Raw genomic sequence first — 25,861 nt, forward strand, 5'->3', positions numbered from 1 at the left:
CGCTCAATGGACCCGGTGGCTCGGGCTATCGTCTTCAGCCTGCTCGACAATCTGCGCGATCGGGCTCGACTGGTGATGCACGAGGCGCCAACCGTCGCCGACGCGTCGAAAATGGTTGGCGGCGGCCAAAGCGGTGCCATCGACGATCTCGATGCAGAGCACGCGCGCGCTGTCGCCGTCGACGATCACCTGCGGCTCGGCGCAGACGATCTGCGGCCGTTCCGGGTTTTGCAAGATATCGCGCCAGCTCCCGATCACGGTGGCGCGCCCGACGATGGCGGGCCAGCCGGGATGGATGCAGGAAATGGTGTCGTCATCCGCCCACATCCGCTCCATGCCGTCGAAGTCACCCGTCGAAAAGGCGGCGTAAAAGGCCGCATTCGCGGCGATGATCTTGCTGTCCTTTGCCATGGCTCTCGGGTGGGCCAATGACAGCCAAAAATCAAGCGCGACTTCCGTCGATTTTGACCGCAGTGCAGCATCGACCTTTGGGATTGCCGTCACGCGGAAACGTGCGTCTCCACCGCCCGCCGTGCACCTTCCGCATAGAAGCGGTCGAGCGCCGCGGTCACGGCCTCGCGCAGGCGCGGCTCGGCGCCAAGCGGGCCGAACACCTTCGCAACCCCGAGCAATGCGGGCGCGAGCCGCTCGGCGACAGGACCCGCCTCGCGCGCCAACGCCGCGAGTTCGCCGGCGAGCGGATCGCGCACGTCGATCGGTTGGCCCTGCTCGTCGCGCGCGGTGACGTAACGCATCCAGCCGGCCACCGCGAGCGCATGCGTTGCGATCGGCAGGTTCTTGCGCAGGCGGTCCTGCATCGCGCGCAGGAGTCGCTGCGAAAGTTTCTGCGAGCCGTCCATCGCGATCTGCCAGGTGCGGTGATGCAGTGCCGGATTGGAGAAGCGCTTGAGCAGCGAGGCGCGGTAGGCGGCAAGATCGGTGCCTGATGGCATTGTCAGGGTCACCGCGGCCTCTTCCATCATTTGTGCGGCGAGCTTGCGAAATGCCGACGGCGGTGGAACTGATCGGAGCCGGCAGCGTCGACGTGCTGTCGCTGGTCACCGCCGAGCGGCCGCTGTCGACCGCGCCGGACGCACTGCGGCTGGCGCTCGACCGCCCGCGGAGCGTCAAGGTCGTGCTGACGGCGAACTTGACCCTAGGAGAACGCGCATGATGTTGCAGGGATGGCGCTGGTACGGGCCGGATGATCCGGTGTCCTTGGATGATGTCAGGCAGGCCGGCGCGACGGATATCGTCTCGGCGCTGCATCAGGTGCCGATCGGGGAAGCCTGGACACGCAGGGCCGTCGAGGAGCGCAAGAACTTCATCGAGAACGGCCAGCCCGGCCGCTCGCAGCTGACCTGGTCGGTGGTGGAATCGATTCCGATTCCCGACGACGTCAAGCGCCTTGGGGCTAAGGCGACGCGCTCGATCGAAGCCTGGATCGCGAGCTTGGAGGCGGTCGCCGCTTCCGGCATCAAGATCATCTGCTACAACTTCATGCCTGTCGTCGACTGGTGCCGCACCGATCTCGAATGGGAATTGCCGAACGGCGCCCGCGCCATGCGCTTCGACCAGGACCGCTTTGCCGCGTTCGAGCTGCACATCCTGAAGCGGTCCGCCGCGGCGCAGGAATATTCGCCTGAGCAGCGGGCCCGCGCAAAGAAGCTGATCGAGAAGATGAGCCAGGCGGACATCGACTATCTCATCATGGTCATCGCCAGCGCGCTGCCGGGCTCGACCACAGAGCCGATGACCATCCCGCAATTCCGCGACCGGCTCGAGACCTATCGCGACATCACGCCAAAAATCCTGCGTCAGCACCTCGCGGAGTTCCTTGACCGTGTCGCACCGGTGGCCGAGCAGCTCGGCGTGTCGCTGACGCTGCACCCGGACGATCCGCCGCGCCCGCTGTTTGGCCTGCCGCGCGTCGCCTCTACCGCGGACGACTATCAAGCGCTGTTCGACGCCGTGCCCTCCAAGGCCAACGGCATTTGTCTCTGCACGGGCTCGCTCGGCGTGCGCGCCGAGAACAACCTGCCCGCGATGGCCGAGCGTTTCGGCCCGCGCATCGCTTTCGCGCATCTGCGGGCGACCAAGCGCGAGGCGGACGGCCTCTCCTTCTACGAATCCGACCATCTCGACGGCGACGTCGACATGGTCGCGGTGCTCAAGGCGTTGCTGATGGAGAATGCGCGGCGTTCGCCTGACAAACAGATCGTGTTCCGCCCCGATCACGGCCACCGCATGCTGGACGATCTTGCCGCCCCCAAGCGCACCAATCCCGGCTACACCGCGATCGGCCGCCTGCGCGGCCTCGCCGAGCTGCGCGGCGCGATCAGGGCGATTGAGCATTGATAGAGGCGAAGAGTCCATCCACACCGTCATTGCGAGCGCAGCGAAGCAATCCAGACTGTCTCCGCGGAAAGACTCTGGAGTGCTTCGCTGCGCTCGCAATGACGTGGAGGGAGGGGCGCCTCACCCCAACACCGCCCGCCTAATAGCACGCCGCCATCGCGCCGAGCTTCGGATAGAGCCGGTCGATCGCCGCGATCTCGCTTTGCATCTGCGCGATGATCCAGTCACGGATCTCGGCGGCGATGGGCCGCATTGGGCGGTTGCGCGGCGGCAGGAATTCGCAGATGCGCCGCGTGGTGGTGAGCGTCTCCGACGCCGGCACCAGCGCGCCGGTCAGGAGCCAGTGCGAGGCGACCGTCAGCCAGCCGAGCGCGATGCCCTGGCCGAGCAGTGCAGCCTGCACCACGACCGCATAATCTGTGAAGCTCAGCGCCTTGGCCGCACCGCGGCGCCCGGTGAGAAGGGATGCGTAATCCGCGGCCCAGTCGCCCGGCGTCTCGGCGAGACGAATGATGGTGTTGCCCTCGGCGGGATCGGTCTCGCCGAGATAGCCAGGGCTGCACATTGGCAACATGACTTCCTTCATGACCAGCGTGCCGCCCGAGGACGGTTCTTCGCGGTCACGAAAACGCATGCCGAGGTCCACATTCTCCACCGGTCCGCGCAGCGCGCCGGAGATCAGCTGGAAGCGTAAATCGACCCGGGGAAATTGCCGCTGGAGCTTGTCGATGCGCGGCATCAGCCAGTGCGTGGTGAAGGCGGACGAGACCGACAGAGTGATCGTCTCGGTGCCCTTGCGGCGCCGCTCGATCTCGACCAGCCCGCTCTCGATGCTGCGAAAGCCGTCGAGCACGCGACGATAGAGCAGCTCGCCTTCCTCGGTCAGCACCGCGCGGCCTGCTGTGCGGTCGAACAGGCGAACGCCAAGATGCTCCTCGAACTGGCCGAGCATCCGGCTCACTGCCGGCTGCGTGACGTTCAGTTCGGCGGCTGCAGCCGTGAAGCTGCCGTTGCGCGCCGCGGCGTCGAAGACGAACAGGGCGTTACTTGAGGGCAGCATCCGGCGCAGCTCGGGCATAACGCTATGTTATGAGGCGAGTGAGAATTTGGCAATTGCCGAGTTCTGCCAAGTCTGGTGTCATTGGCATGACAGCCTAAAGACAGGGTTTTGGAGAGAAGATTGTTTGCAGCGCACGCTGCGATCCAGATTGCCCCGAAACGCTGTCTATAAAGCAGGCTTATGGCGTGCAGTGAGGCACGCCAGCTGAGGACATGGGCGAGGTCGATCGTTGGACAAACGAGCGGAAAGCGTCGAGATCAGGTCCGCGAGCAAGGCTTACGGCGCGGTTCGCGCCCTCGACGACGTGTCCCTCAATGTCGCCGCCGGCGAGTTCGTCTCGCTGCTCGGCCCGTCCGGTTCCGGCAAGACCACGCTGCTCGGCATTCTGGGCGGCTTCATCCTGCCCTCGTCCGGCTCCATCCATTTCGGCGGACGCGACGTCACCTGGATGCCGCCGCACAAGCGCGACATCGGCGTCGTGTTCCAGAACTACGCGCTGTTCCCGCATATGAGCGTCGGCGAGAATGTCGCCTTTCCCTTGCGCGCGCGGCGCCTGCCGAAAGCGAGCTGGCCGGACAAGGTTCGTGCGGCGCTCGCGATGGTAGGTCTTGCGGGCTACGAGGAGCGCGGCATCGCGCAGCTCTCCGGCGGCCAGCGCCAGCGTGTCGCGCTGGCGCGCGCCATGATCTTCGAGCCGCGCCTGATCCTGATGGACGAGCCGCTCTCCGCGCTCGACAAGCAGCTTCGCGAATCCATGCAGATCGAGCTGCGCGCGTTGCACCGGCGCATCGGCGCCACCATCATCTACGTCACCCACGACCAGCGCGAGGCGCTGACCATGAGCGACCGCGTCGCCGTGATGAGGGACGGCAGGCTGATCCAGATCGATGAGCCCGAGCGCCTGCACGATCATCCCGCCGATTCTTTCGTCGCGAGTTTTATCGGCGAGGCGACGATGTTGCCGGTGCGCCGCGTCGATGCCTCCAGCGTGTCGCTCGGCAACGCTTTGCTGCGCAGCGCCCGCGCCATTCCGTCAGGCGATGCGCTGATGCTCGCCGTGCACAGCGAAAAGCTGCTGATCGACGACGGCGCGCAGGATGCCGCCTGCAACCGGCTGACCGGTACCGTCACCGATATCGTCTACCAGGGTGAGAGCCTGCGCATCTTCCTGGCGCTCGCCGACGGCCTCGCGCTCAGCCTGCGCCAGCCGGCGTACCACCAGGCCTATAGCCGCATTCCGCCGCTCGGCGGCAGCCTCACCGTGACCCTTCACCCCGAGGACACCATCGTCGTCCCAAGGGTGAGCGACTAGCCTCCAGTCTTGTCCAAACCGAGAGAAGAAAAAATGTCGTCAGCAGCCTCGTTCAGCAATTTCAAGGTTCTCACCTTCGACGTCGTCGGCACCTTGATCGATTTCGAGACCGGCGTGCTCTCCGCCGTGCGCCGGATCTCCGGCAAGTCGCCGGCTGAGCTCAGCGACGACAAGATCTTCGAATCCTACAAGCGCGGCCGCGACCAGCATTACGAGCGCTCGAGCGAGGTGATGTTCCACGTCTACCGCTACCTCGCCAAGGAGCTCGGGCTGCCAGCCGAAGATGCGTCGTGCGACATGTTCCAGCTTTCGGTACTGCGCTGGGGACCGTTCCCGGATTCGGTCGAGGCCCTGAAGCGCCTGCGCACAAAATTCCGGCTGGTCGCGATGACCAATGCCGACCGCGTCGCGCTCTCATGTTACGCGCACGCGCTCGGCGATCCCTTCGACGACACGGTGTGCGCCGACGAGACCGGCGTTGCAAAGCCCAATCCGGAGTTCTTCGCCTACAACAAAGGCCGCCAGTCTGCCTTCGGCTACAAGCAGTCCGACATCCTGCATGTTGCGCAGAGCCAGCACCACGACATCGGGATCGCGCGAAAGCTCGGCTACAAGGTGTGCTGGATCGAGCGGCGTCAGGGCATGGCCGGCTTCGGCGGCACACCGGCGGTAGAGACGCTGACCAAGCCGGACTTCCATTTTTCGACGTTGAAGGCGCTCGCCGACGCCGCGATCGGGCCGGCATAAGCGATGAGCGGCGGCATGACACGGGACTGGAGCGCGCTACCATCGGCCAATTCGCTGTGGGCCGCCACGGCCGAGCCGGCGCGCGACTTTCCGGTCCTGTCGGGCGAGCATCAGGCGGATGTGGTGATCATCGGTGCGGGCTATACCGGTCTGTCCGCTGCGCATCACATCGCCAAGAGCGGGTTGTCGCCGGTCGTGCTCGAGGCCAACCGCCCCGGCTGGGGCGCCAGCGGCCGCAATGGCGGGGTGATCACCGCAAAGTTCCGCCTCTCGTTCCGCGAGGTCGATGCCGTGCACGGCCGCGCCATGGCGCGACGCATGTACGAGATTGCGCATGAATCGACCGACATGGTCGAAGAGTTGGTGTCCGAGTTCGGCATCACCAGTGCGCAGCTCACCCGCACCGGCCAGGTCAAGGCTGCGCACAACGAGACGACACTGAAGGCCGCGATCGACGAAGCCGACTGGATGAAGCGCGAGATGGGCGATGCGGAGGTCCGCATCCTCGACAAGCGCGAAGTCCGGGATGAGACGGGCTCCGACATCTTCGTCGGCGGCGTGCTCAATCCCGGCTCGGGCGGCATTCATCCGCTGAATTATCTGCGCGGCCTCGCCGATGGCGTGGCGCGCCGCGGCGTACCCATTTTCCAGGAATCGCCGGTGACAAGACTCCGGCGCGAGAACGACGGCATCGTCGCGGAGACGCCGCAAGGCGCGGTGCGTGCAAAACAGGCGATCATCGCCACCAACAGCTATTCCGATCTGACTGATGCCACCGTGCATATGCAGCGCACGTTGATCCCGTTCCGCAGCGCCATGGTCGCGACCGACAAGCTGCCGCGCAATCTTGCCGGACGTCTGATGCCGACTGGGCGCACCTACACCGAGACCAAGCGCATGATGCGCTGGTTCCGCATGGTCGACAATCGCGTGATCTTTGGCGGCCGCGGCGCCTTCGGCAGGCAGGACTCGGAATCCGCCTTCGATGCCTTGCGCAAGGCGATGGTTGGCATTTTTCCGGACCTCGCTGACGTTCCGCTCGCGTACAAATGGTCGGGCCTCGTCGGCATGACGCTGGACTCGGTGCCGCATATCGGCCGGCTCGACGACCGCACGCTGTTCTCGATGGGCTACAATGGCGCGGGCGTGGCGATGTCGAGCCTGATGGGCCGCTATCTCGCCGCCTTCGTACGCGGCGAGACGCCCGAGGTCGGGCTGCTCGACGCCAGCCGCCTCAGGCCCATTCCCTTCTATCCGTTGCGTGAGCCCGCCGTGCGCATGGTCGCGGGCTGGTATCAGTTTCTCGATGCGATCGGTCAGTGAGATTGTTTTGGCGATGGAGGAGGTGAGGATGACGACGAAACGGCACTCTGGATTTGGCTACGCGCTGCTAGGCGCTTCGCTCGGCGCGATCGGACTGGCGGGCACCGCGGCCAACGCCGCTGAGCAAATCACTTTCGTCTCGCAGGGCGGCGCCTATCAGCAGGCGCAAACGGTGGCGATCCTCGATCCCTCGGCGAAGAAGCTCGGCATCACCATCAATCAGGATTCCATTCCCGATGCCTGGCCGGCGATCAAGACCCAGGTCGGCAGCGGCAAGCCGATCTGGGACGTCGTGGATACCCCGACCGGCTATTGCCTGCGCGGTGGCGAGCAGGGGCTGATCGAAAAGCTCGACTTCTCGAAAATTCCGAACGCTGCGGCGATGCCGGAAGCGTATCGCAGCCCCTATTCAGTGTCGTACGAGTTCTATTCCAGCGTGCTGGCCTACAGCCAGAAGACGTTCCCGAAGGACGCGCCGAACAGCTGGGTCGACTTCTGGGACGTCAAGAAATTCCCCGGCCGCCGCGCGCTGCGCAACCATCCGATCGCCACGCTCGAAGCGGCATTGATGGCCGATGGCGTTGCGCCGGACAAGCTTTACCCGCTCGACGTCGACCGTGCCTTCAAGAAGCTCGAAGAGATCAAGCCCAACATCACGGTGTGGTGGACCTCCGGCGCGCAATCGGCGCAGCTCCTCAATGACGGCGAGGTCGACATGGAGATGGCTTGGAACGGCCGCGTCAGTGCGGTCGCCAAGGAGGGCGCAAGGGTCGCCTTCACCTACAACCAGGGCATCTTGCAGAGCACCTCGCTCTGCATCCTCAAGGGCGCGCCCAATATCGAGACGGCGGTGAAATTCCTCAACGAGGCCGTCGATCCCGTGCACCAGGCCAATCTGCCGCTCAACATCGACTACGGCCCGGGTAACCCGAAGGCGTTCGAGACCAACGTGATCAAGCCCGAGCGCGCCGCGCAATTGCCGAGCGAGCCGGCCAATGCGGCCAAGCAGGCGCTGATGTCCTACGCCTGGTGGTCATCGCCGGCGGGCGAAGCGGCCGAGAAGCGCTGGGCGTCGTTCATGCAGAAGTAGACAAAGAAGTAAGCGAAGCGAGGCAGCGTTGACGACATCCGTGGCAGATCCATCACAAAAGCATCAGCGCCGCGAGCACGGCCTGATGCTGGCTTTGGTGTCGCCGGCACTGCTCGTGATCCTGCTCCTGATCGTGCTGCCGGTCGGCTGGTTGGCCTGGCAGTCGATCTACCATGACGGCTTCACGCTTGAGAATTATCGCCGCATCTTCACCGAAGACATCTATTGGCGCAGCTTTGCGCTGACCTTCGAGATCAGCCTCGCGGTGACCGTGCTGGCGCTGCTGCTCGGCTATCCCGTGGCGTATCTCGCCAACGCTGTGCCGAAAGGGTGGAGCATCCTCGTCCTCGCGCTGGTCGTGCTGCCGTTCTGGACCAGCGTGCTGGTGCGTGCCTATGCCTGGCTCGCACTGCTCCAGCGCACCGGCGTGATCAATCAGCTTTTGCGTTATCTCGATGTGATCGGCGAGCCGCTCGCGCTGGTCCACAACACATTCGGCACAGTGGTTGCGACGGTGCACATCCTGCTGCCGTTCATGGTGCTGCCGCTCTATGCCACCATGCAGAAGATCCCCGGCGATCTGATGCAGGCCGGCGCCAGCCTCGGTGCGAGCCCGTCGCTGACCTTCATGCGCGTCTTCCTGCCGCTGTCGCTGCCGGGCGTGCTCGCGGGCTGCACCATGGTGTTCGTGCTCTGCCTTGGTTTCTACATCACCCCTGAACTGCTCGGCGGCGGCCGCACAGTGATGGTGTCGATGCTGGTGAGCCGCAATGTCGAGCTCTATAACCAGTTTGGGGCCGCGAGCGCGGTCGCGGTGGTGCTGCTCTTGAGCGTGCTGCTGATCTTCGTTGTCGTCAGCCGCTTCATCTCGCTCGATCGTGTGCTGGGGCAGAAATGACGCGCGTGTCACCTGCCAGGATCGCCCTCTATGTGATCAGCACCATGGTGCTGATCTATCTGATCCTGCCGGTTTTGATCATCGCGCCGATCTCGTTCTCCAGCGCACGCTTTTTGACGTTCCCACCACCGTCGCTGTCGCTGCGCTGGTATCAGCAGTATTTTTCGAACCCGGCCTGGATGCAGGCGACGCGGGTGACGCTGACGGTCGCGTTCCTGACCGTGGTCATCGCGACGCCGCTCGGCGTTGCCGCCGCCTATGCCATCAGCCAGTCAAAGCTGCGCATCATGCGCATCATCCACGTGGCGCTGCTGCTGCCGCTGGTGGTGCCGATCATCATCACCGCGGTCGGCATCTTCTTCGTCTATGCCAAGGTCGGGCTGGTGGCGACCCTGCCGGGCCTCGTGCTCGCGAATGTGATGCTGGGATTGCCCTATGTCTTGATCTCCGTGCTCGCGGGCCTGCAAAGCTTCGATCCGGCGCAGGAGATGGTCGCGCGCAGCCTCGGCATGAACCGGCTGCGCAGCTTCTTTGCGGTGACGCTGCCGCAGATCAAGTCCAGCGCGATTGCCGGCGGCATCTTCGCCTTCATCTCGGCGATGGACGAGACCATCGTCGCACTGTTCATCTCGGGCGGCCAGTATCAGCCGCTGACCAAGCGCATGTTCACCGCGCTGCGCGACGAGATCGACCCGACCATTGCCGCGATCTCGACGCTGATGACGGCGGCGTCCTTCATGCTGGTGCTCGCAGCGAGCGCGCGGCAGAAGAGGAGTGGGTGAGGGCGATGCCGCCGGATTCTCGGGGTCTCGTTCCCCGGACGCAGCGCAGCGCCTTTTTGGCGGTGCGCTGCAGAGCCGGGGCCCATCTCACCGAGTGCTCCGTGCTGCTATCTGGGTCCCGGCTCTGCGCAGCAACGCCAACAGCGTTGCAGCGCGTCCGGGACACGAGAGAGCGTGGCGCTGCGGCCTCGCAATGACGACGCGGGAGCGGTCCTTACACCCTTACGCCTTGGCGAGCCACGCCAAGATCATCTCCACGATCTGCGTCCGGCTCTTCGCCAGCACCCTGGGCTCGCTGAGGTCGCGGTCGAACAGGGCGCCGAATGTGTGGCGGTTGGCGACGCGGAAGAAGCAGTAGGAGCTGATGGCCAGATGCAGGTCGATGGCGTCGACGTCGTCGCGGAAGGTGCCTTCCGCGCGGCCGCGCTTGAGGATGCCGTCGAGGGTTGCGATCACGCTGGCATTGAGCTGGCGCAGTTGCAAATTCTGCTTCAGGTGCTTGCCGTGGTGGATGTTCTCGATGCTGACGAGGCGGATGAAGTTCGGATTGCGCTCGTCGTGATCGAAGGTCGCCTCGATCAGCCGGCGCAAGCCCTCGCGCGCGTCGCAGCTTGCGATATCGAGCTGATCCTCCAGCGCACGGATGCTGCGATAGGCCTCCTCCAGCACCGCGAGGTAGAGCTGCTCCTTGCCGCCGAAATAATAATAGATCATCCGCTTCGACGTGCGCGTCCGCGCTGCGATCGCGTCGACGCGGGCGCCGGAATAGCCCTCCGAGGCGAATTCCTGCATCGCCACTTCGAGGATGTCGCGCTTGGTGCGCTCGGGGTCGTTGGTGCGCTTCGATGGGGGCGGCATGCGCTTGAGCATCACAATTTCTCCCGCCGGTTTCTATGGATCACCTTGAAGGTGAAGGCAAATTTCGCCCAATCCGGCATCTTTCGGTGCCATCTTGCATAAACGTACTAGTTCGTACATTATGACTTGAAACCAAGGTCGCGGCAACCAAAAGCAAAAAAAACGCGCAAGGCCAGACGGCCAGAAGCGAGCCGTGACCGACATCGCACACCGGGAGGAAATTTCATGAGCTCGACCTCAATCGCATCGCTGCACGCGCCGTCCACCGCGGACGCCACGTCGGGCATGCTGCCGAAGCGCGCCGCGCTCGTCAGCTTCGTCGGCAGCATGCTCGAATATTACGACTTCTTCATCTACGGCACCGCGGCGGCGCTGATCTTTCCAAAAGTGTTCTTCGCCAATGTCGATCCGTCGACCGGGACGCTGCTTGCGCTGCTCTCCTTTGGCATCGGCTACATCGCGCGGCCCGTCGGGGCCGTCATCCTTGGCCATTTCGGCGACCGTATCGGCCGCAAGACCGTGCTGCTGTTCACGCTGGTGGTGATGGGTTGCTCGACGCTTGCGATCGGCCTGTTGCCGGATGCCAGAACGATCGGCAACGCCGCGCCTGTTATCCTGACGCTGCTGCGGCTGTTGCAGGGCCTGTCGGCGGCCGGCGAGCAGAGTGGGGCGAACTCGCTGACGCTGGAGCATTCCGCCAATTCCAACCGCGCCTTCTTCACGAGCTGGACCTTGAGCGGCACGCAGGCCGGCGCGATCCTGGCCACCCTGGTGTTCATTCCCGTCGCCAGCATGCCCGAAGATCAATTGCTGAGCTGGGGCTGGCGCATTCCGTTCCTGCTCTCCGCGCTCGTGCTGCTGGTCGCCTATCTGGTGCGGCGGACCATGCCGGAAACGCCGGTGTTCGCTGATATCAAGGACAAGGCGCAAGTCGCGCGCTTCCCCGTCGTCACGCTGCTGCGCGACTACTGGCCGGACGTGCTGCGCGTGATCGTCTGCGCGCTGATTGCGACGGTAAGCACGATGACTGCCGTGTTCGCGCTCGGCTACGCCACGAGCAAGTTCGGCGTCGCGCGCCCGACCATGCTGTGGGCCGGCGTGCTCGGCAATGTCACGGCACTGATGACGCAGCCGCTCTGGGCCTTGCTCGCCGACAAGATCGGCCGCAAGCCGGTGTTCATCGGCGGCGTGCTCGGCTGCGCCGTGTTGCTGTTCCCCTATTTCATGCTGGTGACGTCGGGCAACACGATCGCGATCTTCGCCGCCGCGATCATCCTGTCCGGAATCGTCTATGCCGCGCCGAATGCGATCTGGCCGTCGTTCTACGCGGAAATGTTCGAAGCGCGCGTGCGCTATTCCGGCACCGCGATCGGCACCCAGCTCGGTTTCCTCGCTGCCGGCTTCACGCCGCTGGTGAGCGCAAGCCTGGTCGGCGATGGGCCCAACGGTTGGATCCCGGTCGCGACCTTCGTCGCCTGCTGCTGCGTGATCTCGGCAGCGGCAGCGGCCACCGCGCGCGAAACCCACACCGTCGACATCGCCGATCTCGGCAAGCGGCGCGCTTGAGCGAAAGACAGGGCATCGCATGCTGACCAATGCAGTTTCGACCACGCGGGGTCCCATCGTCGGTGTCGAGCAGGGGGCCGTGCGTGCCTTCAAGGGCGTGCCGTTCGCGATCGCGCGGCGCTTTGCCAAGGCAACGCCACCGCATGCGTGGACAGAGCCACACCGCTGCACAGCCTACGGCGCGTTTGCGCCGCAGCCCGGCCACCTCGATGATGCGATTGAGGAGTCCTGTCTCAGCCTCAACATCTGGACGCCGGCAGGGGCCGATCGACCGCTGCCGGTGTTGTTGTTCATCCATGGCGGCGCCTTCGTCACCGGCGGCGGCGCCGATTATGACGGTGCATTCCTCGCCGCGCACGGCCCGGCCGTGATCGTCACCATCAATTACCGGCTCGGGCCGCTCGGCTTTCTGCAATTGCATCGCCACGGGCTGGGCGAGGCCAACAACCTCGCGATCTCGGATGCGCTCGCCGCGCTCGACTGGGTGCATGCCAATATCGCCAATTTCGGCGGCGATCCGGACGCCGTGACGCTGTCGGGCCAGTCGGCCGGCGCGTCGATGGTGATTGCGCTCGCGACCCTGCCGCAGGCCAGGGGCAAGTTCGCCCGCGCGCTTGCGCTGAGTGCGCCTGGGCGCAACATCATGAGCGCCGATCATGCCGACGACGTCGCGCGCCGTGTGCTCGCCGAGTTTGAGCGCGACGCCAGCGCGATCGCATCCGTGCCGCTGCCGCAGCTTTTTTCGGCGGTCGAGAAAGTCGGCCGCAGGCTCGCGGACGAGACCGCCTCAGGCACCGTGTTCGGCCCGGTGCTCGACGGCACCGTGATCCCGCGCGAGCCGGGCGATGTGTTTGCCGACGGCAGCTTGCGCGACATTCCGCTCTGGCTCGGCTCCTGCCGCGACGAGATGGTGATGTTCCTGAAGAGCACGCCGCCGGCCGCGATGATCCGCGTCACTGAGCGCAACGTGCGCGCTGCGTACGGCGATGCCGGCTGGGAGCGCCTGCTGGCCTATTACCGCGCGACGGCGCGCGTCGACGAGGATCCTTACGAAGCACTGTTGTCTGATGCGTTCTGGCATCGCCCGATGGCCGATCTCGCGCGGCATCATGCAGCGGCGGGCGGCGCGGTGTGGCTGAGCCGGTTCGATCATCGCCCGGCGCTGGAGCCATTTTTGTCGCAAGGGCCGACCCATGGCGCCGACAATGCCTGCCTCTGGGCGCATCTGCCCGACTTCATCGATCGCCCGATCCTGAAGCGCGAGGGTGGACCGATGACGCCGGCCGATATCGATGTGGCGGCGCGGTTTCAGGCGAGCGTGCTGCGTTTCGTCACGACCGGTGTGCCTGATGTTGCGGAAGCCTGGCCGTGGTTCGAGGCCGGCAAGGAGCCTCTCGCAATCTTTGGCCAGCCGTTTCATATTGTCCCTCTCAACGAAGGCGCGCGGTTCCGCGTCTGGGGGGAGCTTTCGAGGCAATCCGGCGTGCCGCAAGCTAGGGCCGCAACGTCGCGAATCAGCACCATGAGATCAGACTCATGATGCACTTCCGGGCTTGGGCTATTTTCGAAACAGCGAGAGGTTGTCGCTTAGCCAATCGGTTACCGGACGCGGAGCGTGGCCCGTCAATTCGCGAACAGTTGACGTGGTTTCTGCGAGCACCGATTCATAGAAAAGGCGATCCAGGCCGAGCAGCAGGTCGGCGACAAATTCGTTCAGCCCCGAAGCAAGTAGCTTCTCACGCTGTTCCGCAGGGCTTCGGTGCTGATATGTGACGGCGCGACCAAGCAATCCGGACAGTTCATCTGCTATCCCAGGCATGCTCACCGCGGTTGGCCCGGTCAGGTGATAGGCGCGTTGAGACGTGACGTGCGCATCGTCGAGAAGGACAGCAAAAGCGGAATCTGCGACATCGCGTGTGTCGATCAGATTGACCAATCCGTCGCCCGCTGCCCCGCCCCATGTGTCATTGACGATTGGAGCGACAGCCCGCGCCAGGATGTCAACGAAGCTCGAAGGCCGCAAAACGGTAAAGCCCACGTCGCAGGTCGCAAGATGCGCCTCAATCTGCATATGCCAGTCGAACGGATGTAGCCGAGATGGCGGTCCCAACACGGACAATTTGACGATGTGGCTCACGCCGGCGGCCACGGCTGCGTCGATCAGCGCGAGTTCATTGGCGACCTGCCGGGGAGACGTGCCGTGGGCGAGGAACAGACGGTCAGCGCTGCGCAGCGCCGCATCCAGAGTTGACCGCGCATCGAAGTCCACGGTCGCAAGGGCGACCCCGGACGGCAGGCGTTCAGCGTCCGGCGTGCGGGTCAACGCCACAAGCTCAACCGGTTCGGTGACCAGTTTCGAAATCAAGGCGGAGCCCACGCGACCTGTGGCTCCGGCGACCGCAATGCGCGTACGGCCGGCGCCATGCTGGGAGGGGTTGAACATCCGGATCACCTTCCGTATCTTGGAACGATCAGTTCAAGATATTTGGAACGATCATTCCAAGATGTCAAGCGGGAATACGATGAGCGGAAAACCCCAATTCGATGACGATGCCGTGATCAATTCCGCGATGGATGTGTTTTGGCGTCACGGCTATTCGGCCTCGTCAATCGATCAATTGACGACAGCGATGGGTTTGTCGCGGTCCAGTATGTACAAGCGATTTCAAGACAAGGACGGGCTGTTCCAGGAAGTCCTTTCGACTTACGTCGAGCGCGTCGTGCGGCGGATGAGCGCCGTTCGAGGCGACACGAAGCGCCAACAGCTCGAAGCGCTGCTGCACGAATTCCTGCCCAGGGGAGGCAAGATGGTGCGACCCGCTGGGTGCATGCTAGCCAGATCTTGCGCCGAGATGATCGATCTGCCCCTGGCGGGTCAGTCGGCCGCGCGGCAGGGACTTACGCAGCAGCGCGCAATTCTCGTCGCGATTTTACGCGAGGCGGTCGCAAATGGAGAATTGGCGGCGGCAGCCGACATCGACGGATTGGCGTGGCACTATCTCGGCGTGTTGCAGGCCATATTGAATTTGCCGCAAGCTGGCGCGACTGTTGGCGAGCTTCGCCGCGTTGTAGAACTTGCAATGACGGCGTGGCCATTGCTCCCAGCCGTCGTGGCGCCCCAACGTACAGTCTGACATTCGCCCAATTCCGTGGAGTGTCCGGGGATTGAGCGTGGCTCGGCGCCCGTCCCGACTTGTTCAGCGCAAGAACGGCACGGGATAGGCTGCGCGATAGAAGAAGTTTATCAGTGTGTTGATGTCGAACACGGGCAGGCCCGATACCTCGGCGAAGCCGCAGCTCGTCGTGATCGCCTTGATGCCGTCGGCCTCCAATTCGCGGGCGGCTGCGATGAATGGATCGAGCAGCGCCGGATCGCAAGGGCGGATCAATGACGCCAGCAGCGGAAACGGCGTCGAAGCTTTGCTGACGCCGGCTTTTGACCCCTTCTCAGACATGGCCTAGCCAGCCTTGCCAATTGATCTAGATCAACAGGTAGGTATGCGAAAAGCCGTTAGGCGTCGTACAGAGCATTTGGCAGGAGGGTACCTTGAATAAGAGTGCGACCAAGCTGGCTTTGAGCCTGCTCATTTCCTCGGTTTTCCCGCTGACCGTGCAAGCCCAGAGCGCCATTACCGAACAGGAGGCACATTCTATCGGCGTCAATGCCTACCTTTATTTCTATTCGCTCTTGTCGATGGACATTACGCGAAAGCAGTCTACCAACATCGAGCCGGGCAAGGAGTTTGGCAAAGGCCCGATGAACATGTTCGTCAATGTACCCGCGTACCCGCCGGCAGACTTCAAAGGAGTCGTGCGCTCCAACTTCGATACTTTGTATTCCATCGCATGGCTTGACATGACGAAGGAACCCGTCGTGATCAGCGTGCCGGACACGGACGGGCGCTATTACCTGCTGCCCATGCTCGACATGTGGAGCGATGTTTTCGCCTCTCCGGGGTGGCGGACCACCGGCACTCAGGCTGGGACTTTTTTGGTGACGCCTCCGGGCTGGCGGCCCGATCTGCGTGACCGGTTTATCGATGAGTTCAAGCTGCCGAAGAATACCCAGCGCATTGAGGCGCCCACGCCGTATGTTTGGATCATTGGTCGCACCAAGACGGACGGTCCTGCGGATTACGATGCGGTTCATAAAATCCAGGCTGGTTACAAAGCCGCGCTGCTTTCTGAATTCGGCAAATCGCCCAAGCCGCTCGAAGTCAAAATTGACCCCAGCGTCGATATGAAGACGCCACCGAAGGCCCAAGTCGATACAATGACGGCAGGGGTCTATTTCGCTCATGCCGCCGAGTTGCTCAAGCTCGTTCCCGCTCATCTCACAGATGAGCCAATCATCGCACAGATGAAGAAAATCGGAATTGAGGCTGGGAATAACTTTGATATCGGCAAGCTTGATCCGGTCGTGCAAAGGGGGCTTGAGACCGCACCGGAAGATGCGCAGAAGCTGATGGCGTGGAAAGTGCCGACCTTGGCGCGGGTTGCCAATGGCTGGTCGTTGAACACCGACACAATGGGCGTGTATGGCAATTACTATCTGAAACGGGCCATTGTCGCGCAACTTGGGCTTGGGGCAAATCTTGTCGAGGACGCCATCTATCCTCTCAACATCGGCGACGAAGCCGGCAAGCCGCTCGATGGCGCAAACAAATACACCGTCACCTTTGATAAGGGTGCAACGCCTCCTGTTAACGCCTTCTGGTCGATCACTCTTTATGATGCGGAGGGATTTCAAGTTGGAAACAACCTGAACCGGTTCGCGGTCTCCAGTTGGATGCCCTTCAAATACAACGCCGATGGCTCACTTGACCTTTATCTCCAGAACGAAAGTCCGGGAAAGGACAAGGAGGCGAATTGGCTTCCCGCTCCCAAGGGGCCATTCAATCTGACGATGCGACTTTACAGCCCGAAATCAGAAGCTCTCACAGGGCGATGGACGCCGCAACCGGTCGTGAAAACTCAGGGTGCGTCGGGCTTGACCGCACAGTGAGCATGCGACCGGCAGTCGAAACTGCACTAGGGCGCGAACATATGCGCGCGCCCTGACCGGAGCGCAGACACACGCCTCAGTGCGTCTCGTGAAACCGGCTCAAGAACGCCTTCAGCCGTTCGCTGCGCGGCTGACGGATGGTTTCCTCGGGCGTACCGATTTCGGCCATGATGCCGTCATTCATGAAACCGACGCGGGTGGAGACATCGGCGGCAAAGGCCATCTCGTGCGTCACCAGCACCATGGTCATGCCTTCGGCGGCGAGGCTGCGGATGACGGAGAGCACTTCGCCGACGAGCTCGGGGTCGAGTGCCGAAGTCGGCTCGTCGAACAGCATCACCTCGGGCTTCATGGCGAGCGCACGTGCAATTGCGACGCGTTGCTTCTGGCCGCCGGACAGGCGGCTCGGGAAAGCGTCGGCTTTGTCGGCGAGGCCGACCTTGGCGAGCAGTTCGCGGCCGAGCCCGTTGGCTTCCGCCCGCGCCATGCCCTTCACCTGCACCGGGCCCTCCGTGACGTTGGCGAGCACCGACATGTGCGGGAACAGGTTGAAATGCTGGAACACCATGCCGACATTCTCGCGCAGTTGCGCCAGTTGCGCGTCCTTCGGTGCGCGAGGACCTTTGCCGAAAGTGAATGTGTGCGTGCCGATCGCGAGTTCACCCTGCTGCGGCATTTCAAGCAGGTTCAGGCAGCGCAGGAAGGTCGACTTGCCGGAGCCGGAGGCGCCGATCAGGGTGACGACCTCGCCGCGTGCGACCGACAGCGAGACGCCCTTGAGCACCTCGTTATCGCCGAACGCCTTGTGGATGTTGTTGGCGACCAGCGTCGCGCCGTTCGTGTTCATCGATGCGCTCCCATCCGCTGCTCGACCTGGTCGGCGACCAGGGTCAGCGGGAACAGCACGACGAAATAGAGCACGGCGATCGTGGTATAGACCTCGAGCGGCTTGTAGCTCGTCGCCGTGATCACCGAGCCCTGGTAGAGCAGGTCGCCGACTGCGACAACCGACACCAGCGAGGTGTTTTTCAGCTGCATGATGGTCTGGTTGATGAATGATGGGATCATCACCTGGGTGGCCTGCGGCAGCACGATGCGGCGAAAGATCTTGCCGCGGCGCATGCCGATGGCGCGCCCGGCTTCCCACTGGCCGATATCGACGGCCTCGATGCCGCCGCGAAAGATTTCGGCGTAGAACGAGCCGGCATAGAGCGACAGCGCGATGAAGCAGGCCATCGCCGGCGACATGTCGACGCCGATCAGGACGGGCAGGGCGTAGTACATCCAGACCAGCTGGACCAGCAGCGGGGTGCAGCGGAACACCTCGATATAGAGCCGCAGCGGCACCGAGATCCAGCGCGGAGCCGTCGTGCGCAGGACGCCGACGGCCAGTCCGATCACGAGGCCCGCGACCACCGTGGTCACCGTGTAAAACAAGGTGACCAGGAGCCCTTGCCAGATCAGGCCCCAATACGGCTTGAGCGCCGCGAACTCCCAGACATACATCGAACCGCCGTCAGAACTGCACTTCGCCCGGAAGATCGTCGGCGGTGAGGCCGACCGCTTCAAAGCCCTTGAGCATCCACTCGCGGGTCTGACCCATCGCGCGGTTGTAGTCGGCCCAGGCGCTCAGGAAATCCTTGTAGCGGCGGTCGCTCTCGGCGCGGATGCCCATGTTGGTCGGCAGCGTCAGCAGCGGGCGCGGGATGGCGAGATCGCCGAGGTTCGGATTCTTCTTCAGGGTCGAGACCGAGAGCACCGCCAGCGAGACGTTGCAGTCGGCACGGCCGGTTGCGACCGCAAGGATCGCCTCGTCGCGGTTCTTGAAGCCGAGGATGGTCGCCTTCGGGCAGTAGCGGCGCGCGATCGTCTCATGCGTCGAGCCGATGTCGACGGCGATCTTGACCTCGGGCTTGTTGAGCTCGGCCCAGGTCTGCGGCTTGGCAAAGCCCTTCTTGGTGATGACGGTGAAGGAGTGCACCAGGATCGGGGTCGAGAAGTCGATCACCAGCGCGCGCTCCGGCGTCGGGTTCACGGCGAAGGCGAGGTCGACCTTGTCGGCCTGGAGGTCGAGTATCTGGTTGCCCCAGGTCGATTCCAGCGTCTCGACCTTGGCACCGAGCTTGCTCGCGATGTCGTTCGCCATCTCGATGCAGGCGCCTGACCATTGGCTGGTGGCGAGGTCCTTATGGAAGTAGGGCTCCTGGCCGACGATGACGGCGACCCGCAGCACGCCATTCTTCTTGATACGGTCGAGCGTGGAGGTCGCGGTGTCGGCCTTGGCCGAGCTGCTCGCGGCAATCGCTGCGCCCGCCAGCGCGACAGTGGTGAGTGCGTCCCTGCGATTCATGGCTTGTTGCCTCCTGGAATTTGGGTCGGATCGTCTCCGGCCTCTGGACTATTTCTGTATTCAGAGTAAAATGCAATACGGTATTTCAAGTTGCTGACCATTTGTGCGGCAAGGCAGAGAAGAGCCCAATATCTTGGCAGGATTGCGCAAAATTCCCCGAGGGCAAGGGTTGTAAATCGCATTCAAATCTGAATACAAGACTGAACGCAATTCTCAGTGATCCAAGGAGAAACCTGTGCGCGCTCTATTCGTCGATGCGAACGACACCCTGGCGGCAGTGACCGACAAGCTGCTGCGCTCGCAGGACCTGCCGGTCGGCATCAACCGCAACCCCTCGATCAAGCCCGATGATCTGCCCAGCCTGCTCGACGGCGTCGAGATCATGATCGTCGACCACACCGCGGTGCCGACCGCGATTGCGGCCAAGTGCGCGCAGCTGAAGCATGTCGTCTTCCTCGGCACCGGCGCGCGCAGCTACATGAATCCGGAAGAACTTAGCCAGCGCGGCATCGCCGTTCACACCATCAAGGGTTATGGCGACACCGCAGTTGCCGAATGCGCGATCGCGCTGATGTGGGCTTCCGCCAAGAGCTTTGGCGAGATGGATCGCGGCATGCGCGAGGGCAACTGGCTGCGCCGCGACGCGCTTCAGCTCACCGGCAAGACCCTCGGCCTGATCGGCTTCGGCGGCATTGCCGCGGAAGTCGCGCGCATGGCGGCGGGCTGCGGCATGAAGGTGATCGCCTGGAACAGGTCGCCGAAGACACATCCGGGCGTCGCGTTCGTTTCGCTGGAGAAGCTGCTCGCGGAGAGCCACGTCGTCTCGCTGCATTTGTTGCTCAACGACGAGACCAAGGGGTTCCTGTCGCGTGAGCACATCGCCTTGATGCGTCCCGGCAGCATCCTGATCAACACCGCGCGTGGCGCCGTCGTCGACGAGGACGCAATGCTCGACGCGCTGCGTTCGGGCCACATTGCGCACGCCGGCCTCGACGTCTTCACTGTCGAGCCGCTGCCGGCCGGTCATCCCCTCACGAAACTGCCGAACGTGACGCTGTCGGCGCATTCGGCGTTCCGCACGCCGGAGGCGAGCGACAATCTCATCGGCGCCGCGCTCGATCACTGCCGCCGCATCATCGCCACCGGCAAGTAACAGGACATCCCATGTCTGACATTACCCGCATCGACCAGAACGCCCGCCGCAGCCGCGCCTCCGTGTTCGGCGATCTCGTTTTCCTTGCAGGCCAGGTCGCGGACACCAAGACCGCCGACATCGCCCAGCAGACCCGCGAGGCGTTGGCTAAGGTCGACGACATGCTGGCGCGCGCCGGCACCGACAAGTCGCGCCTGCTCAGCGTGCAGGTCTGGCTCAGGAACATGGACGATTTCGACGCCATGAACGCGGTCTATGATGCCTGGGTCGAGCCGGGCAACGCGCCGACGCGCGCCTGCGGCAAGGTTGAGCTTGCGGATCCCGCCTACCGTATCGAAGTGATCGCCATCGCCGCACGCAGCTAGAGGCCGGCCCGTGACTGTCCAGGCTTCCGCATCCGGCTTCCGCCCAGCGCAGCGCATCGGCGCGATCGCCGTCTCCGAGATATTGAAGATCGGCGCGGTCGCGCAGCGGCTGAAGCGCGAGGGGCGGCCGGTGATCGTGCTGGGTGCCGGCGAGCCTGACTTCGACACGCCGGATCACGCCAAGGAGGCCGCCGAGCGCGCCATCCGCGCCGGCCAGACCAAATACACCATTTTGGACGGCACGCCGGAATTGAAAGCCGCGATCGCGGACAAATTCCGCCGTGAGAACGATCTCGCCTATGCCGCGGACGAAATCACCGCCGGCGCCGGCGCCAAGCAGGTGATCCACAACGCCTTCATGGCGAGCTTAAGTCCCGGCGACGAGGTCATCCTCGCCGCGCCCTATTGGACCAGCTACGCCGACATGGTGCGCATCGCCGACGGCACGCCGGTTGACGTGCTGTGCCGCGAGGACAACGGCTTTCGCCTCGATGCTGCCGATCTCGAACGCGCGATCACGCCGAAGACGCGCTGGCTGCTGCTGAACTCGCCGTCCAATCCGACCGGCGCGGCCTATTCCGCCGCGCAGCTTCGCCCGATCCTGGATGTGCTCAAGCGCCATCCGCATGTCTGGCTGATCGCCGACGACATCTACGAGCACCTCATCTACGACGGCATGCCGTTCGTCACGGCCGCGGCGCTCGAGCCGACCCTGAAGTCGCGCACGCTGACCGTCAACGGCGTCTCCAAGGCCTATGCCATGACCGGCTGGCGCGTCGGCTATGGCGGCGGCCCACGCGAGCTGATCGCGGCGATGGCGGTGGTGCAGAGCCAGAGCACGACCAATCCGTGCTCGGTGAGCCAGGCGGCCGCGGTCGCGGCGCTGACCGGTCCGCAAGGAATTCTGGTCGAGCGCCGCGCCGCATTCCAGCGCCGCAGGGATATCGTGGTCGATGCGCTCAACGCCATCGATGGCGTCACCTGCCGCCGGCCGGAAGGCGCGTTCTACACCTATGCGAGCTGCGCCGGCCTGATCGGCCGCCGCACGCCGGACGGCGCCACGATCGACAGCGATGCCGCGTTCTGTCGCTACCTGCTGGAGAGGCATGACGTGGCCGTGGTGCCGGGCAGCTGTTTCGGCCTTGCACCTTATTTCCGCCTGTCCTACGCCACCTCGGAACAAAACTTGCGCGAGGCCACCAAGCGCATCGCCAAAGCCTGCAGGGAGCTGTCATGACCATTCGCAACACCCGCACCGGGGGCCAGATCCTGATCGATCAGCTCGTCGCCCAAGGCGTCGAGCGCGTCACCTGCGTGCCGGGCGAGAGCTATCTCGCCGCGCTTGATGCGCTGCACGATAGCCCGATCGACGTCATGATCTGCCGTGCCGAAGGTGGTGCTGCGATGATGGCGGAGGCCTATGGCAAGCTGACTGGCCGGCCCGGTATCTGCTTCGTCACCCGCGGCCCCGGCGCCACCAATGCCAGCCACGGCGTCCATATCGCGATGCAGGATTCCACCCCGATGATCCTGTTCGTTGGCCAGGTCGATACCGGCATGCGCGAGCGCGAGGCGTTCCAGGAGCTCGACTACAAGGCGGTGTTCGGCACCATGGCCAAATGGGCCGTCGAGATCGATCGTCCCGACCGCATTCCGGAGCTGGTCGCGCGCGCATTCCGCGTCGCGATGCAGGGCCGTCCGGGTCCTGTCGTGATCTCGCTGCCGGAGAACATGCTGACTGAAACTGCTGCCGTCGCCGATGCCATGCGCATCGAACCGGCGGCGAGCTGGCCCGCGCCATCAGATCTCGAGCGCGTCGGCGCCATGCTCGCCAGCGCCAAGGCGCCGCTCGTCATTCTCGGCGGCTCGCGCTGGACGGATGAAGCCACCAGGAGCATCGCGCGCTTTGCCGAGCGGTTCGACCTGCCGGTCGCGACCTCGTTCCGCCGGGCGTCGCTGATCGACGCCGACCATTCGCATTACGCCGGCGACCTCGGCATCGGGCCGAGCCCGGGCCTAAAGGCGCGCATCGACGGCGCCGATGTCATCTTGCTCATCGGCGGCCGCATGTCGGAAATGCCGTCGTCGTCCTATACGCTGCTCGATATTCCCACGCCGCGGCAGAAGCTGATTCACGTGCATCCCGGCTCGGAAGAACTCGGCCGCATCTATCAGCCGGAGCTGGCGATCCAGGCGACGCCGGCCGCGTTCGCCGCCGCCGTCGAGACACTGAAGCCGACAGGCGCAGTCGCGTGGAAGGGCGAGGCCGCCAAGGCGCATGCCGATTATCTCGCCTGGACCGACAAGGCCCGCGAGCTGCCAGGCACGTTCCAGTACGGCCAGGTCATGACCTGGTTGCGCGACCGCCTGCCGAAGGACGCGATCGTCTGCAACGGCGCCGGCAATTATGCCGGCTGGATCCATCGCCATCACCGCTTCCACAGCTTTGCCTCGCAGCTCGCGCCGACCTCCGGTTCGATGGGCTATGGCGTGCCGGCGGCGGTACTTGCAAAACGGCAGTATCCGGATCGCACCGTCATCGCCTTTGCAGGCGACGGCTGCTTCCTGATGAACGGCCAGGAATTCGCGACGGCCGTGCAGTACGACGCGCCGCTTGTCGTCATCGTCGTCGACAATTCGCAATACGGCACCATCCGCATGCACCAGGAACGCGACTATCCTGGCCGCGTCGTCGGCACCCAGCTCAAGAACCCGGATTTTGCGATGTACGCAAAAGCGTTCGGCGGTCATGGCGAGCGCGTCGAGCGCACCGAAGAGTTCGCGCCGGCGTTCGAGCGCGCGCTTGCGTCAGGAAAACCGTCGATCCTCCACTGCATCATCGATCCGCGCGCGATCTCGGTCGGCAAGGATTTCATGCCGGCAGTGAAGGCGTAAGCGATGTCGGAAGGCCGCCACGTCGCCATCATTGGAGCCGGCGCGGTCGGCGTGATCAGCGCCATCGAGGCGCTGCGCGAGGGTCATCGCGTCACGCTGATCGATCCGGGCGAGCCCGGTGGCGAGCAGGCGGCGAGTTATGGCAATGCCGGCTGGCTGTCATCGCATTCGGTGATTCCACCGGCCGAGCCGGGCATCTGGAAGAAGGTGCCGGGCTATCTGATGGATCCGCTGGGTCCGCTCGCGATCCGCTGGTCCTATCTGCCGAAGGCGTTGCCCTGGCTGATCAAGTACCTGCTCTCGGGCTGGACCGAGGCGCGCGTCGAGAAGACGGCCTTCGCGCTGCGCGATCTCCTGAAGGACGCGCCGCTGCTGCATCGGAAGCTCGCCGAAGAAGCTGGCGTCCCTGAACTGATCGAACGCAACGGCGTGATGCATGTCTTCCCGTCGCGCGGCAATTTCGACAACGATCTCGGCTGGCGCCTGCGCAAGCGCGTTGGTGTCGAATGGCTGGAGCTTAGCGCCGATGAGATCCGTCAGCGCGAGCCTGACCTGCATCCGCGCTACACCTTTGGCGTGGTGGTGGAGGAAGCCGGACGCTGCCGCGATCCCGGCGCCTATGTCGCGGCGCTCGCCAATCACGCGATCGCCAGCGGCGTGAAGCTCGTGCGCGCCAAGGCGACGGGGCTGAAGCTCAACGGCGACAAGCTCGTGGCTGTTCTCACCGACACCGGCGAGATTCCTTGCGACGCCGCCGTGGTTGCCGCCGGCGCGCATTCGAAACGGCTCACTGCATCCGTCGGCGATCTGCTGCCGCTCGAAACCGAGCGCGGTTATCACGTCATGATCGAAAATCCCGAGTCGGGTCCGCGCAGCTCGATGATGGCGTCCGATGCCAAGATGGTCGTGAACTGGACCGACAAGGGCTTGCGCGCCGCCGGCACGGTCGAGATCGCGGGCCTCGAGGCCGAGCCGAACTGGAAGCGCGCGGAGATCCTGCGCAACAACCTCTTCAGCATGTTCCCGAAGCTGCCGAAAGACATTCCGGCCTCGCGCATCAAAACCTGGTTCGGTCATCGTCCGAGCATGCCGGATGGCCGGCCTTGCATCGGCTACGCGCGCGCCTCGCGCGACATCGTCTATGCCTTCGGCCATGGCCATGTCGGTCTGGTCGGCTCGGCACGCACCGGCCGCCTCGTCGCCCAGCTCCTGAGCGGCAAGACGCCTGAGATTTCCCTTGTTCCCTTCGCGCCTACCCGCTTCCTCTGAGATCGCATCATGACCGCTCCAGCCAATTCGTCCTCCCGCATCGCCCGTGGCGGCAAGGCCATCTACGGCGCGCCGCTCGGCATCCTGATGCTGGAGGCGCGCTTCCCCCGCATTCCCGGCGACATGGGCAACGGCACGACCTGGCCATTCCCCGTGCTCTATCGCGTGGTGAGCGGTGCATCGCCGGAGAAGGTGGTGCTGAAGGGCGCGGCCGGCCTGCTGCCCGATTTCATCGATGCAGCGAAGGACCTGGTGCGCTTAGGGGCCGAAGCCATCACCACCAATTGCGGCTTCCTCTCGCTGTTCCAGAAGGAAATCGCGGCTGCGGTCGGCGTGCCGGTTGCGACCTCGTCGCTGATGCAGGTGCCGTGGGTGCAGGCGACCTTGCCGCCGGGCAAGCGCGTCGGTCTTGTCACGGTGTCGGGCTCGACCCTGACGCCGGCCCATCTCGAGGGCGCCGGTGTGCCGCTCGACACGCCGCTGGTCGGCACCGAGAACGGCAAGGAATTCTTCCGTGTCCTGATCAAGGCCGAGAAGGACGATATGGACATCGCCCAAGCCGAACGCGACGTGGTCGAGGCCGGCAAGCAGCTCGTCGCCGAGAATCCGGATGTCGGCGCCATCGTGCTCGAATGCACCAACATGCCGCCCTATGCGGCAGCGTTGCAAGCCGAAGTGGGATTGCCGGTTTATGACATCTATTCCATGATCACCTGGTTTCATGCTGGACTGCGTCCGCGCGTCTTTGCCTGATTCCGGTCGTCGCAAAGCTCTGAACAAACTCCGCCAAGTTGTGGTTTGCATTGCCATCGTCCGCACAGCCCCGGTAT

Annotated in this window: 26 protein-coding genes and 1 pseudogene; 18 read left to right on the forward strand and 9 right to left on the reverse strand. The window is 64.1% G+C overall.

Translation table 11 applies throughout. The features are described from left to right. Positions 1-3: 3 nt before the first annotated feature. Both ABIB73_RS09515 and ABIB73_RS09520 read right to left on the reverse strand, forming a co-directional pair. Complete coding sequence (locus tag ABIB73_RS09515; protein ID WP_354223340.1) at positions 4-411, reverse strand: nuclear transport factor 2 family protein; 408 nt, start codon at positions 409-411, stop codon at positions 4-6. An 89-nt stretch (positions 412-500) separates the two neighbouring features. Continuing rightward, positions 501-1,004 (reverse strand): annotated as a pseudogene (locus ABIB73_RS09520) (mannitol dehydrogenase family protein); the annotation flags it as partial. On the opposite strand from ABIB73_RS09520, the gene ABIB73_RS09525 reads away from it, so the two are divergent. Together ABIB73_RS09525 and uxuA are read left to right on the forward strand one after the other, a co-directional pair. Then, positions 1,004-1,174, forward strand: coding sequence for a hypothetical protein (locus tag ABIB73_RS09525; RefSeq protein ID WP_354224293.1), 171 nt, complete (start codon positions 1,004-1,006; stop codon positions 1,172-1,174). The pseudogene ABIB73_RS09520 and the gene ABIB73_RS09525 sit on opposite strands and share 1 nt — an antisense overlap. Beyond that, complete coding sequence (gene uxuA, locus ABIB73_RS09530; RefSeq protein ID WP_354223342.1) at positions 1,171-2,358, forward strand: mannonate dehydratase; 1,188 nt, start codon at positions 1,171-1,173, stop codon at positions 2,356-2,358. Before ABIB73_RS09525 ends, uxuA begins: the two co-directional genes overlap by 4 nt. Before the next feature lie 139 nt (positions 2,359-2,497). Here uxuA and ABIB73_RS09535 read toward each other — a convergent pair whose 3' ends face one another. Then, the gene (locus ABIB73_RS09535; RefSeq protein WP_354223344.1) at positions 2,498-3,436 is read right to left on the reverse strand and encodes a LysR family transcriptional regulator; all 939 of its coding nucleotides are present in this window, start codon (positions 3,434-3,436) and stop codon (positions 2,498-2,500) included. Positions 3,437-3,647: 211 nt separating this feature from the next. Here ABIB73_RS09535 and ABIB73_RS09540 point away from each other — a divergent pair, with 211 nt between their 5' ends. From ABIB73_RS09540 to ABIB73_RS09565, 6 genes are all read left to right on the forward strand, one after another. Further along, entirely contained in the window at positions 3,648-4,730 is a 1,083-nt protein-coding gene (locus ABIB73_RS09540; protein WP_354223346.1) for an ABC transporter ATP-binding protein, read from the forward strand. Between the two features lie 33 nt (positions 4,731-4,763). After that, positions 4,764-5,477, forward strand: coding sequence for an HAD family hydrolase (locus ABIB73_RS09545; RefSeq protein WP_354223348.1), 714 nt, complete (start codon positions 4,764-4,766; stop codon positions 5,475-5,477). Between the two features lie 15 nt (positions 5,478-5,492). Further along, complete coding sequence (locus ABIB73_RS09550; protein ID WP_354223350.1) at positions 5,493-6,800, forward strand: NAD(P)/FAD-dependent oxidoreductase; 1,308 nt, start codon at positions 5,493-5,495, stop codon at positions 6,798-6,800. 28 nt (positions 6,801-6,828) lie between these two features. Further along, positions 6,829-7,890 (forward strand): ABC transporter substrate-binding protein, encoded by a 1,062-nt coding sequence (locus ABIB73_RS09555; RefSeq protein ID WP_354223352.1) that lies wholly within the window; start codon positions 6,829-6,831, stop codon positions 7,888-7,890. A gap of 85 nt (positions 7,891-7,975) precedes the next feature. After that, positions 7,976-8,788 (forward strand): ABC transporter permease, encoded by an 813-nt coding sequence (locus ABIB73_RS09560; protein WP_354224260.1) that lies wholly within the window; start codon positions 7,976-7,978, stop codon positions 8,786-8,788. After that, a complete protein-coding gene (locus tag ABIB73_RS09565) occupies positions 8,785-9,570 on the forward strand; it encodes an ABC transporter permease (RefSeq protein ID WP_354223354.1) in 786 nt (261 codons plus the stop codon). Before ABIB73_RS09560 ends, ABIB73_RS09565 begins: the two co-directional genes overlap by 4 nt. A gap of 222 nt (positions 9,571-9,792) precedes the next feature. Here the strand turns inward: ABIB73_RS09565 and ABIB73_RS09570 are convergent, their stop codons facing one another. Beyond that, positions 9,793-10,440: a TetR/AcrR family transcriptional regulator gene (locus tag ABIB73_RS09570; protein WP_354223356.1), complete on the reverse strand. Its 648-nt coding sequence runs from the start codon at positions 10,438-10,440 to the stop codon at positions 9,793-9,795. A gap of 213 nt (positions 10,441-10,653) precedes the next feature. On the opposite strand from ABIB73_RS09570, the gene ABIB73_RS09575 reads away from it, so the two are divergent. Continuing rightward, positions 10,654-11,994 carry an MFS transporter gene (locus ABIB73_RS09575; protein ID WP_354223358.1) on the forward strand — a complete coding sequence of 447 codons (1,341 nt, stop codon included), beginning with the start codon at positions 10,654-10,656 and terminating at the stop codon, positions 11,992-11,994. A 19-nt stretch (positions 11,995-12,013) separates the two neighbouring features. Then, on the forward strand, positions 12,014-13,534 hold the full coding sequence (locus ABIB73_RS09580) for a carboxylesterase family protein (protein WP_354223360.1): 1,521 nt from the start codon (positions 12,014-12,016) through the stop codon (positions 13,532-13,534). Between the two features lie 18 nt (positions 13,535-13,552). On the opposite strand, the gene ABIB73_RS09585 is transcribed toward ABIB73_RS09580, so the two are convergent. Beyond that, a complete protein-coding gene (locus tag ABIB73_RS09585) occupies positions 13,553-14,437 on the reverse strand; it encodes an NmrA family NAD(P)-binding protein (protein ID WP_354223362.1) in 885 nt (294 codons plus the stop codon). On the opposite strand from ABIB73_RS09585, the gene ABIB73_RS09590 reads away from it, so the two are divergent. Continuing rightward, entirely contained in the window at positions 14,430-15,128 is a 699-nt protein-coding gene (locus ABIB73_RS09590; protein WP_354223364.1) for a TetR/AcrR family transcriptional regulator, read from the forward strand. The genes ABIB73_RS09585 and ABIB73_RS09590 overlap by 8 nt on opposite strands. Before the next feature lie 63 nt (positions 15,129-15,191). Here ABIB73_RS09590 and ABIB73_RS09595 read toward each other — a convergent pair whose 3' ends face one another. Beyond that, positions 15,192-15,449: a hypothetical protein gene (locus ABIB73_RS09595; RefSeq protein WP_354223366.1), complete on the reverse strand. Its 258-nt coding sequence runs from the start codon at positions 15,447-15,449 to the stop codon at positions 15,192-15,194. Positions 15,450-15,562: 113 nt separating this feature from the next. Here ABIB73_RS09595 and ABIB73_RS09600 point away from each other — a divergent pair, with 113 nt between their 5' ends. After that, positions 15,563-16,999, forward strand: a complete 1,437-nt coding sequence (locus ABIB73_RS09600; RefSeq protein WP_354224261.1) for a DUF1254 domain-containing protein — start codon at positions 15,563-15,565, stop codon at positions 16,997-16,999. 76 nt (positions 17,000-17,075) lie between these two features. Here the strand turns inward: ABIB73_RS09600 and ABIB73_RS09605 are convergent, their stop codons facing one another. Genes ABIB73_RS09605 through ABIB73_RS09615 form a run of 3 tightly spaced genes read right to left on the reverse strand, consistent with a single transcriptional unit; the run spans position 17,076 to position 19,349 of the window. Further along, positions 17,076-17,846, reverse strand: a complete 771-nt coding sequence (locus tag ABIB73_RS09605; protein WP_354223368.1) for an amino acid ABC transporter ATP-binding protein — start codon at positions 17,844-17,846, stop codon at positions 17,076-17,078. After that, a complete protein-coding gene (locus tag ABIB73_RS09610; RefSeq protein ID WP_354223370.1) occupies positions 17,843-18,505 on the reverse strand; it encodes an amino acid ABC transporter permease in 663 nt (220 codons plus the stop codon). Before ABIB73_RS09610 ends, ABIB73_RS09605 begins: the two co-directional genes overlap by 4 nt. 10 nt (positions 18,506-18,515) lie before the next feature. Continuing rightward, positions 18,516-19,349 (reverse strand): transporter substrate-binding domain-containing protein, encoded by an 834-nt coding sequence (locus tag ABIB73_RS09615; protein ID WP_354223372.1) that lies wholly within the window; start codon positions 19,347-19,349, stop codon positions 18,516-18,518. Between the two features lie 235 nt (positions 19,350-19,584). On the opposite strand from ABIB73_RS09615, the gene ABIB73_RS09620 reads away from it, so the two are divergent. From ABIB73_RS09620 to ABIB73_RS09645, 6 genes are read left to right on the forward strand one after another with little or no spacing between them, the layout of a single operon-like run. Further along, the gene (locus ABIB73_RS09620) at positions 19,585-20,502 is read left to right on the forward strand and encodes an NAD(P)-dependent oxidoreductase (RefSeq protein WP_354223374.1); all 918 of its coding nucleotides are present in this window, start codon (positions 19,585-19,587) and stop codon (positions 20,500-20,502) included. An 11-nt stretch (positions 20,503-20,513) separates the two neighbouring features. Then, positions 20,514-20,867, forward strand: a complete 354-nt coding sequence (locus ABIB73_RS09625; RefSeq protein WP_354223377.1) for a RidA family protein — start codon at positions 20,514-20,516, stop codon at positions 20,865-20,867. A 10-nt stretch (positions 20,868-20,877) separates the two neighbouring features. After that, positions 20,878-22,104 (forward strand): pyridoxal phosphate-dependent aminotransferase, encoded by a 1,227-nt coding sequence (locus ABIB73_RS09630; RefSeq protein ID WP_354223379.1) that lies wholly within the window; start codon positions 20,878-20,880, stop codon positions 22,102-22,104. Further along, complete coding sequence (locus tag ABIB73_RS09635) at positions 22,101-23,762, forward strand: thiamine pyrophosphate-binding protein (RefSeq protein WP_354223381.1); 1,662 nt, start codon at positions 22,101-22,103, stop codon at positions 23,760-23,762. The genes ABIB73_RS09630 and ABIB73_RS09635 overlap by 4 nt, the downstream gene beginning before the upstream one ends. 3 nt (positions 23,763-23,765) lie before the next feature. Then, positions 23,766-25,031: an NAD(P)/FAD-dependent oxidoreductase gene (locus ABIB73_RS09640; RefSeq protein WP_354223383.1), complete on the forward strand. Its 1,266-nt coding sequence runs from the start codon at positions 23,766-23,768 to the stop codon at positions 25,029-25,031. A 9-nt stretch (positions 25,032-25,040) separates the two neighbouring features. After that, entirely contained in the window at positions 25,041-25,784 is a 744-nt protein-coding gene (locus ABIB73_RS09645; protein ID WP_354223385.1) for an aspartate/glutamate racemase family protein, read from the forward strand. Positions 25,785-25,861 lie beyond the last annotated feature (77 nt).

Source organism: Bradyrhizobium sp. F1.4.3 (genome assembly GCF_040548375.1).
GTDB lineage: Bacteria > Pseudomonadota > Alphaproteobacteria > Rhizobiales > Xanthobacteraceae > Bradyrhizobium.

What these genes read in the sequence shown, in the direction of transcription:
- ABIB73_RS09515 (WP_354223340.1), bottom strand. Translation starts at nt 411, where the DNA reads ATGGCAAAGGACAGCAAGATCATCGCCGCGAATGCGGCCTTTTACGCC.
- ABIB73_RS09525 (WP_354224293.1), top strand. Translation starts at nt 1,004, where the DNA reads ATGCCGACGGCGGTGGAACTGATCGGAGCCGGCAGCGTCGACGTGCTG.
- uxuA (WP_354223342.1), top strand. Translation starts at nt 1,171, where the DNA reads ATGATGTTGCAGGGATGGCGCTGGTACGGGCCGGATGATCCGGTGTCC.
- ABIB73_RS09535 (WP_354223344.1), bottom strand. Translation starts at nt 3,436, where the DNA reads ATGCCCGAGCTGCGCCGGATGCTGCCCTCAAGTAACGCCCTGTTCGTC.
- ABIB73_RS09545 (WP_354223348.1), top strand. Translation starts at nt 4,764, where the DNA reads ATGTCGTCAGCAGCCTCGTTCAGCAATTTCAAGGTTCTCACCTTCGAC.
- ABIB73_RS09550 (WP_354223350.1), top strand. Translation starts at nt 5,493, where the DNA reads ATGACACGGGACTGGAGCGCGCTACCATCGGCCAATTCGCTGTGGGCC.
- ABIB73_RS09555 (WP_354223352.1), top strand. Translation starts at nt 6,829, where the DNA reads ATGACGACGAAACGGCACTCTGGATTTGGCTACGCGCTGCTAGGCGCT.
- ABIB73_RS09560 (WP_354224260.1), top strand. Translation starts at nt 7,976, where the DNA reads ATGCTGGCTTTGGTGTCGCCGGCACTGCTCGTGATCCTGCTCCTGATC.
- ABIB73_RS09565 (WP_354223354.1), top strand. Translation starts at nt 8,785, where the DNA reads ATGACGCGCGTGTCACCTGCCAGGATCGCCCTCTATGTGATCAGCACC.
- ABIB73_RS09570 (WP_354223356.1), bottom strand. Translation starts at nt 10,440, where the DNA reads ATGCTCAAGCGCATGCCGCCCCCATCGAAGCGCACCAACGACCCCGAG.
- ABIB73_RS09575 (WP_354223358.1), top strand. Translation starts at nt 10,654, where the DNA reads ATGAGCTCGACCTCAATCGCATCGCTGCACGCGCCGTCCACCGCGGAC.
- ABIB73_RS09580 (WP_354223360.1), top strand. Translation starts at nt 12,014, where the DNA reads ATGCTGACCAATGCAGTTTCGACCACGCGGGGTCCCATCGTCGGTGTC.
- ABIB73_RS09585 (WP_354223362.1), bottom strand. Translation starts at nt 14,437, where the DNA reads ATGTTCAACCCCTCCCAGCATGGCGCCGGCCGTACGCGCATTGCGGTC.
- ABIB73_RS09595 (WP_354223366.1), bottom strand. Translation starts at nt 15,449, where the DNA reads ATGTCTGAGAAGGGGTCAAAAGCCGGCGTCAGCAAAGCTTCGACGCCG.
- ABIB73_RS09605 (WP_354223368.1), bottom strand. Translation starts at nt 17,846, where the DNA reads ATGAACACGAACGGCGCGACGCTGGTCGCCAACAACATCCACAAGGCG.
- ABIB73_RS09610 (WP_354223370.1), bottom strand. Translation starts at nt 18,505, where the DNA reads ATGTATGTCTGGGAGTTCGCGGCGCTCAAGCCGTATTGGGGCCTGATC.
- ABIB73_RS09615 (WP_354223372.1), bottom strand. Translation starts at nt 19,349, where the DNA reads ATGAATCGCAGGGACGCACTCACCACTGTCGCGCTGGCGGGCGCAGCG.
- ABIB73_RS09625 (WP_354223377.1), top strand. Translation starts at nt 20,514, where the DNA reads ATGTCTGACATTACCCGCATCGACCAGAACGCCCGCCGCAGCCGCGCC.
- ABIB73_RS09635 (WP_354223381.1), top strand. Translation starts at nt 22,101, where the DNA reads ATGACCATTCGCAACACCCGCACCGGGGGCCAGATCCTGATCGATCAG.
- ABIB73_RS09640 (WP_354223383.1), top strand. Translation starts at nt 23,766, where the DNA reads ATGTCGGAAGGCCGCCACGTCGCCATCATTGGAGCCGGCGCGGTCGGC.
- ABIB73_RS09645 (WP_354223385.1), top strand. Translation starts at nt 25,041, where the DNA reads ATGACCGCTCCAGCCAATTCGTCCTCCCGCATCGCCCGTGGCGGCAAG.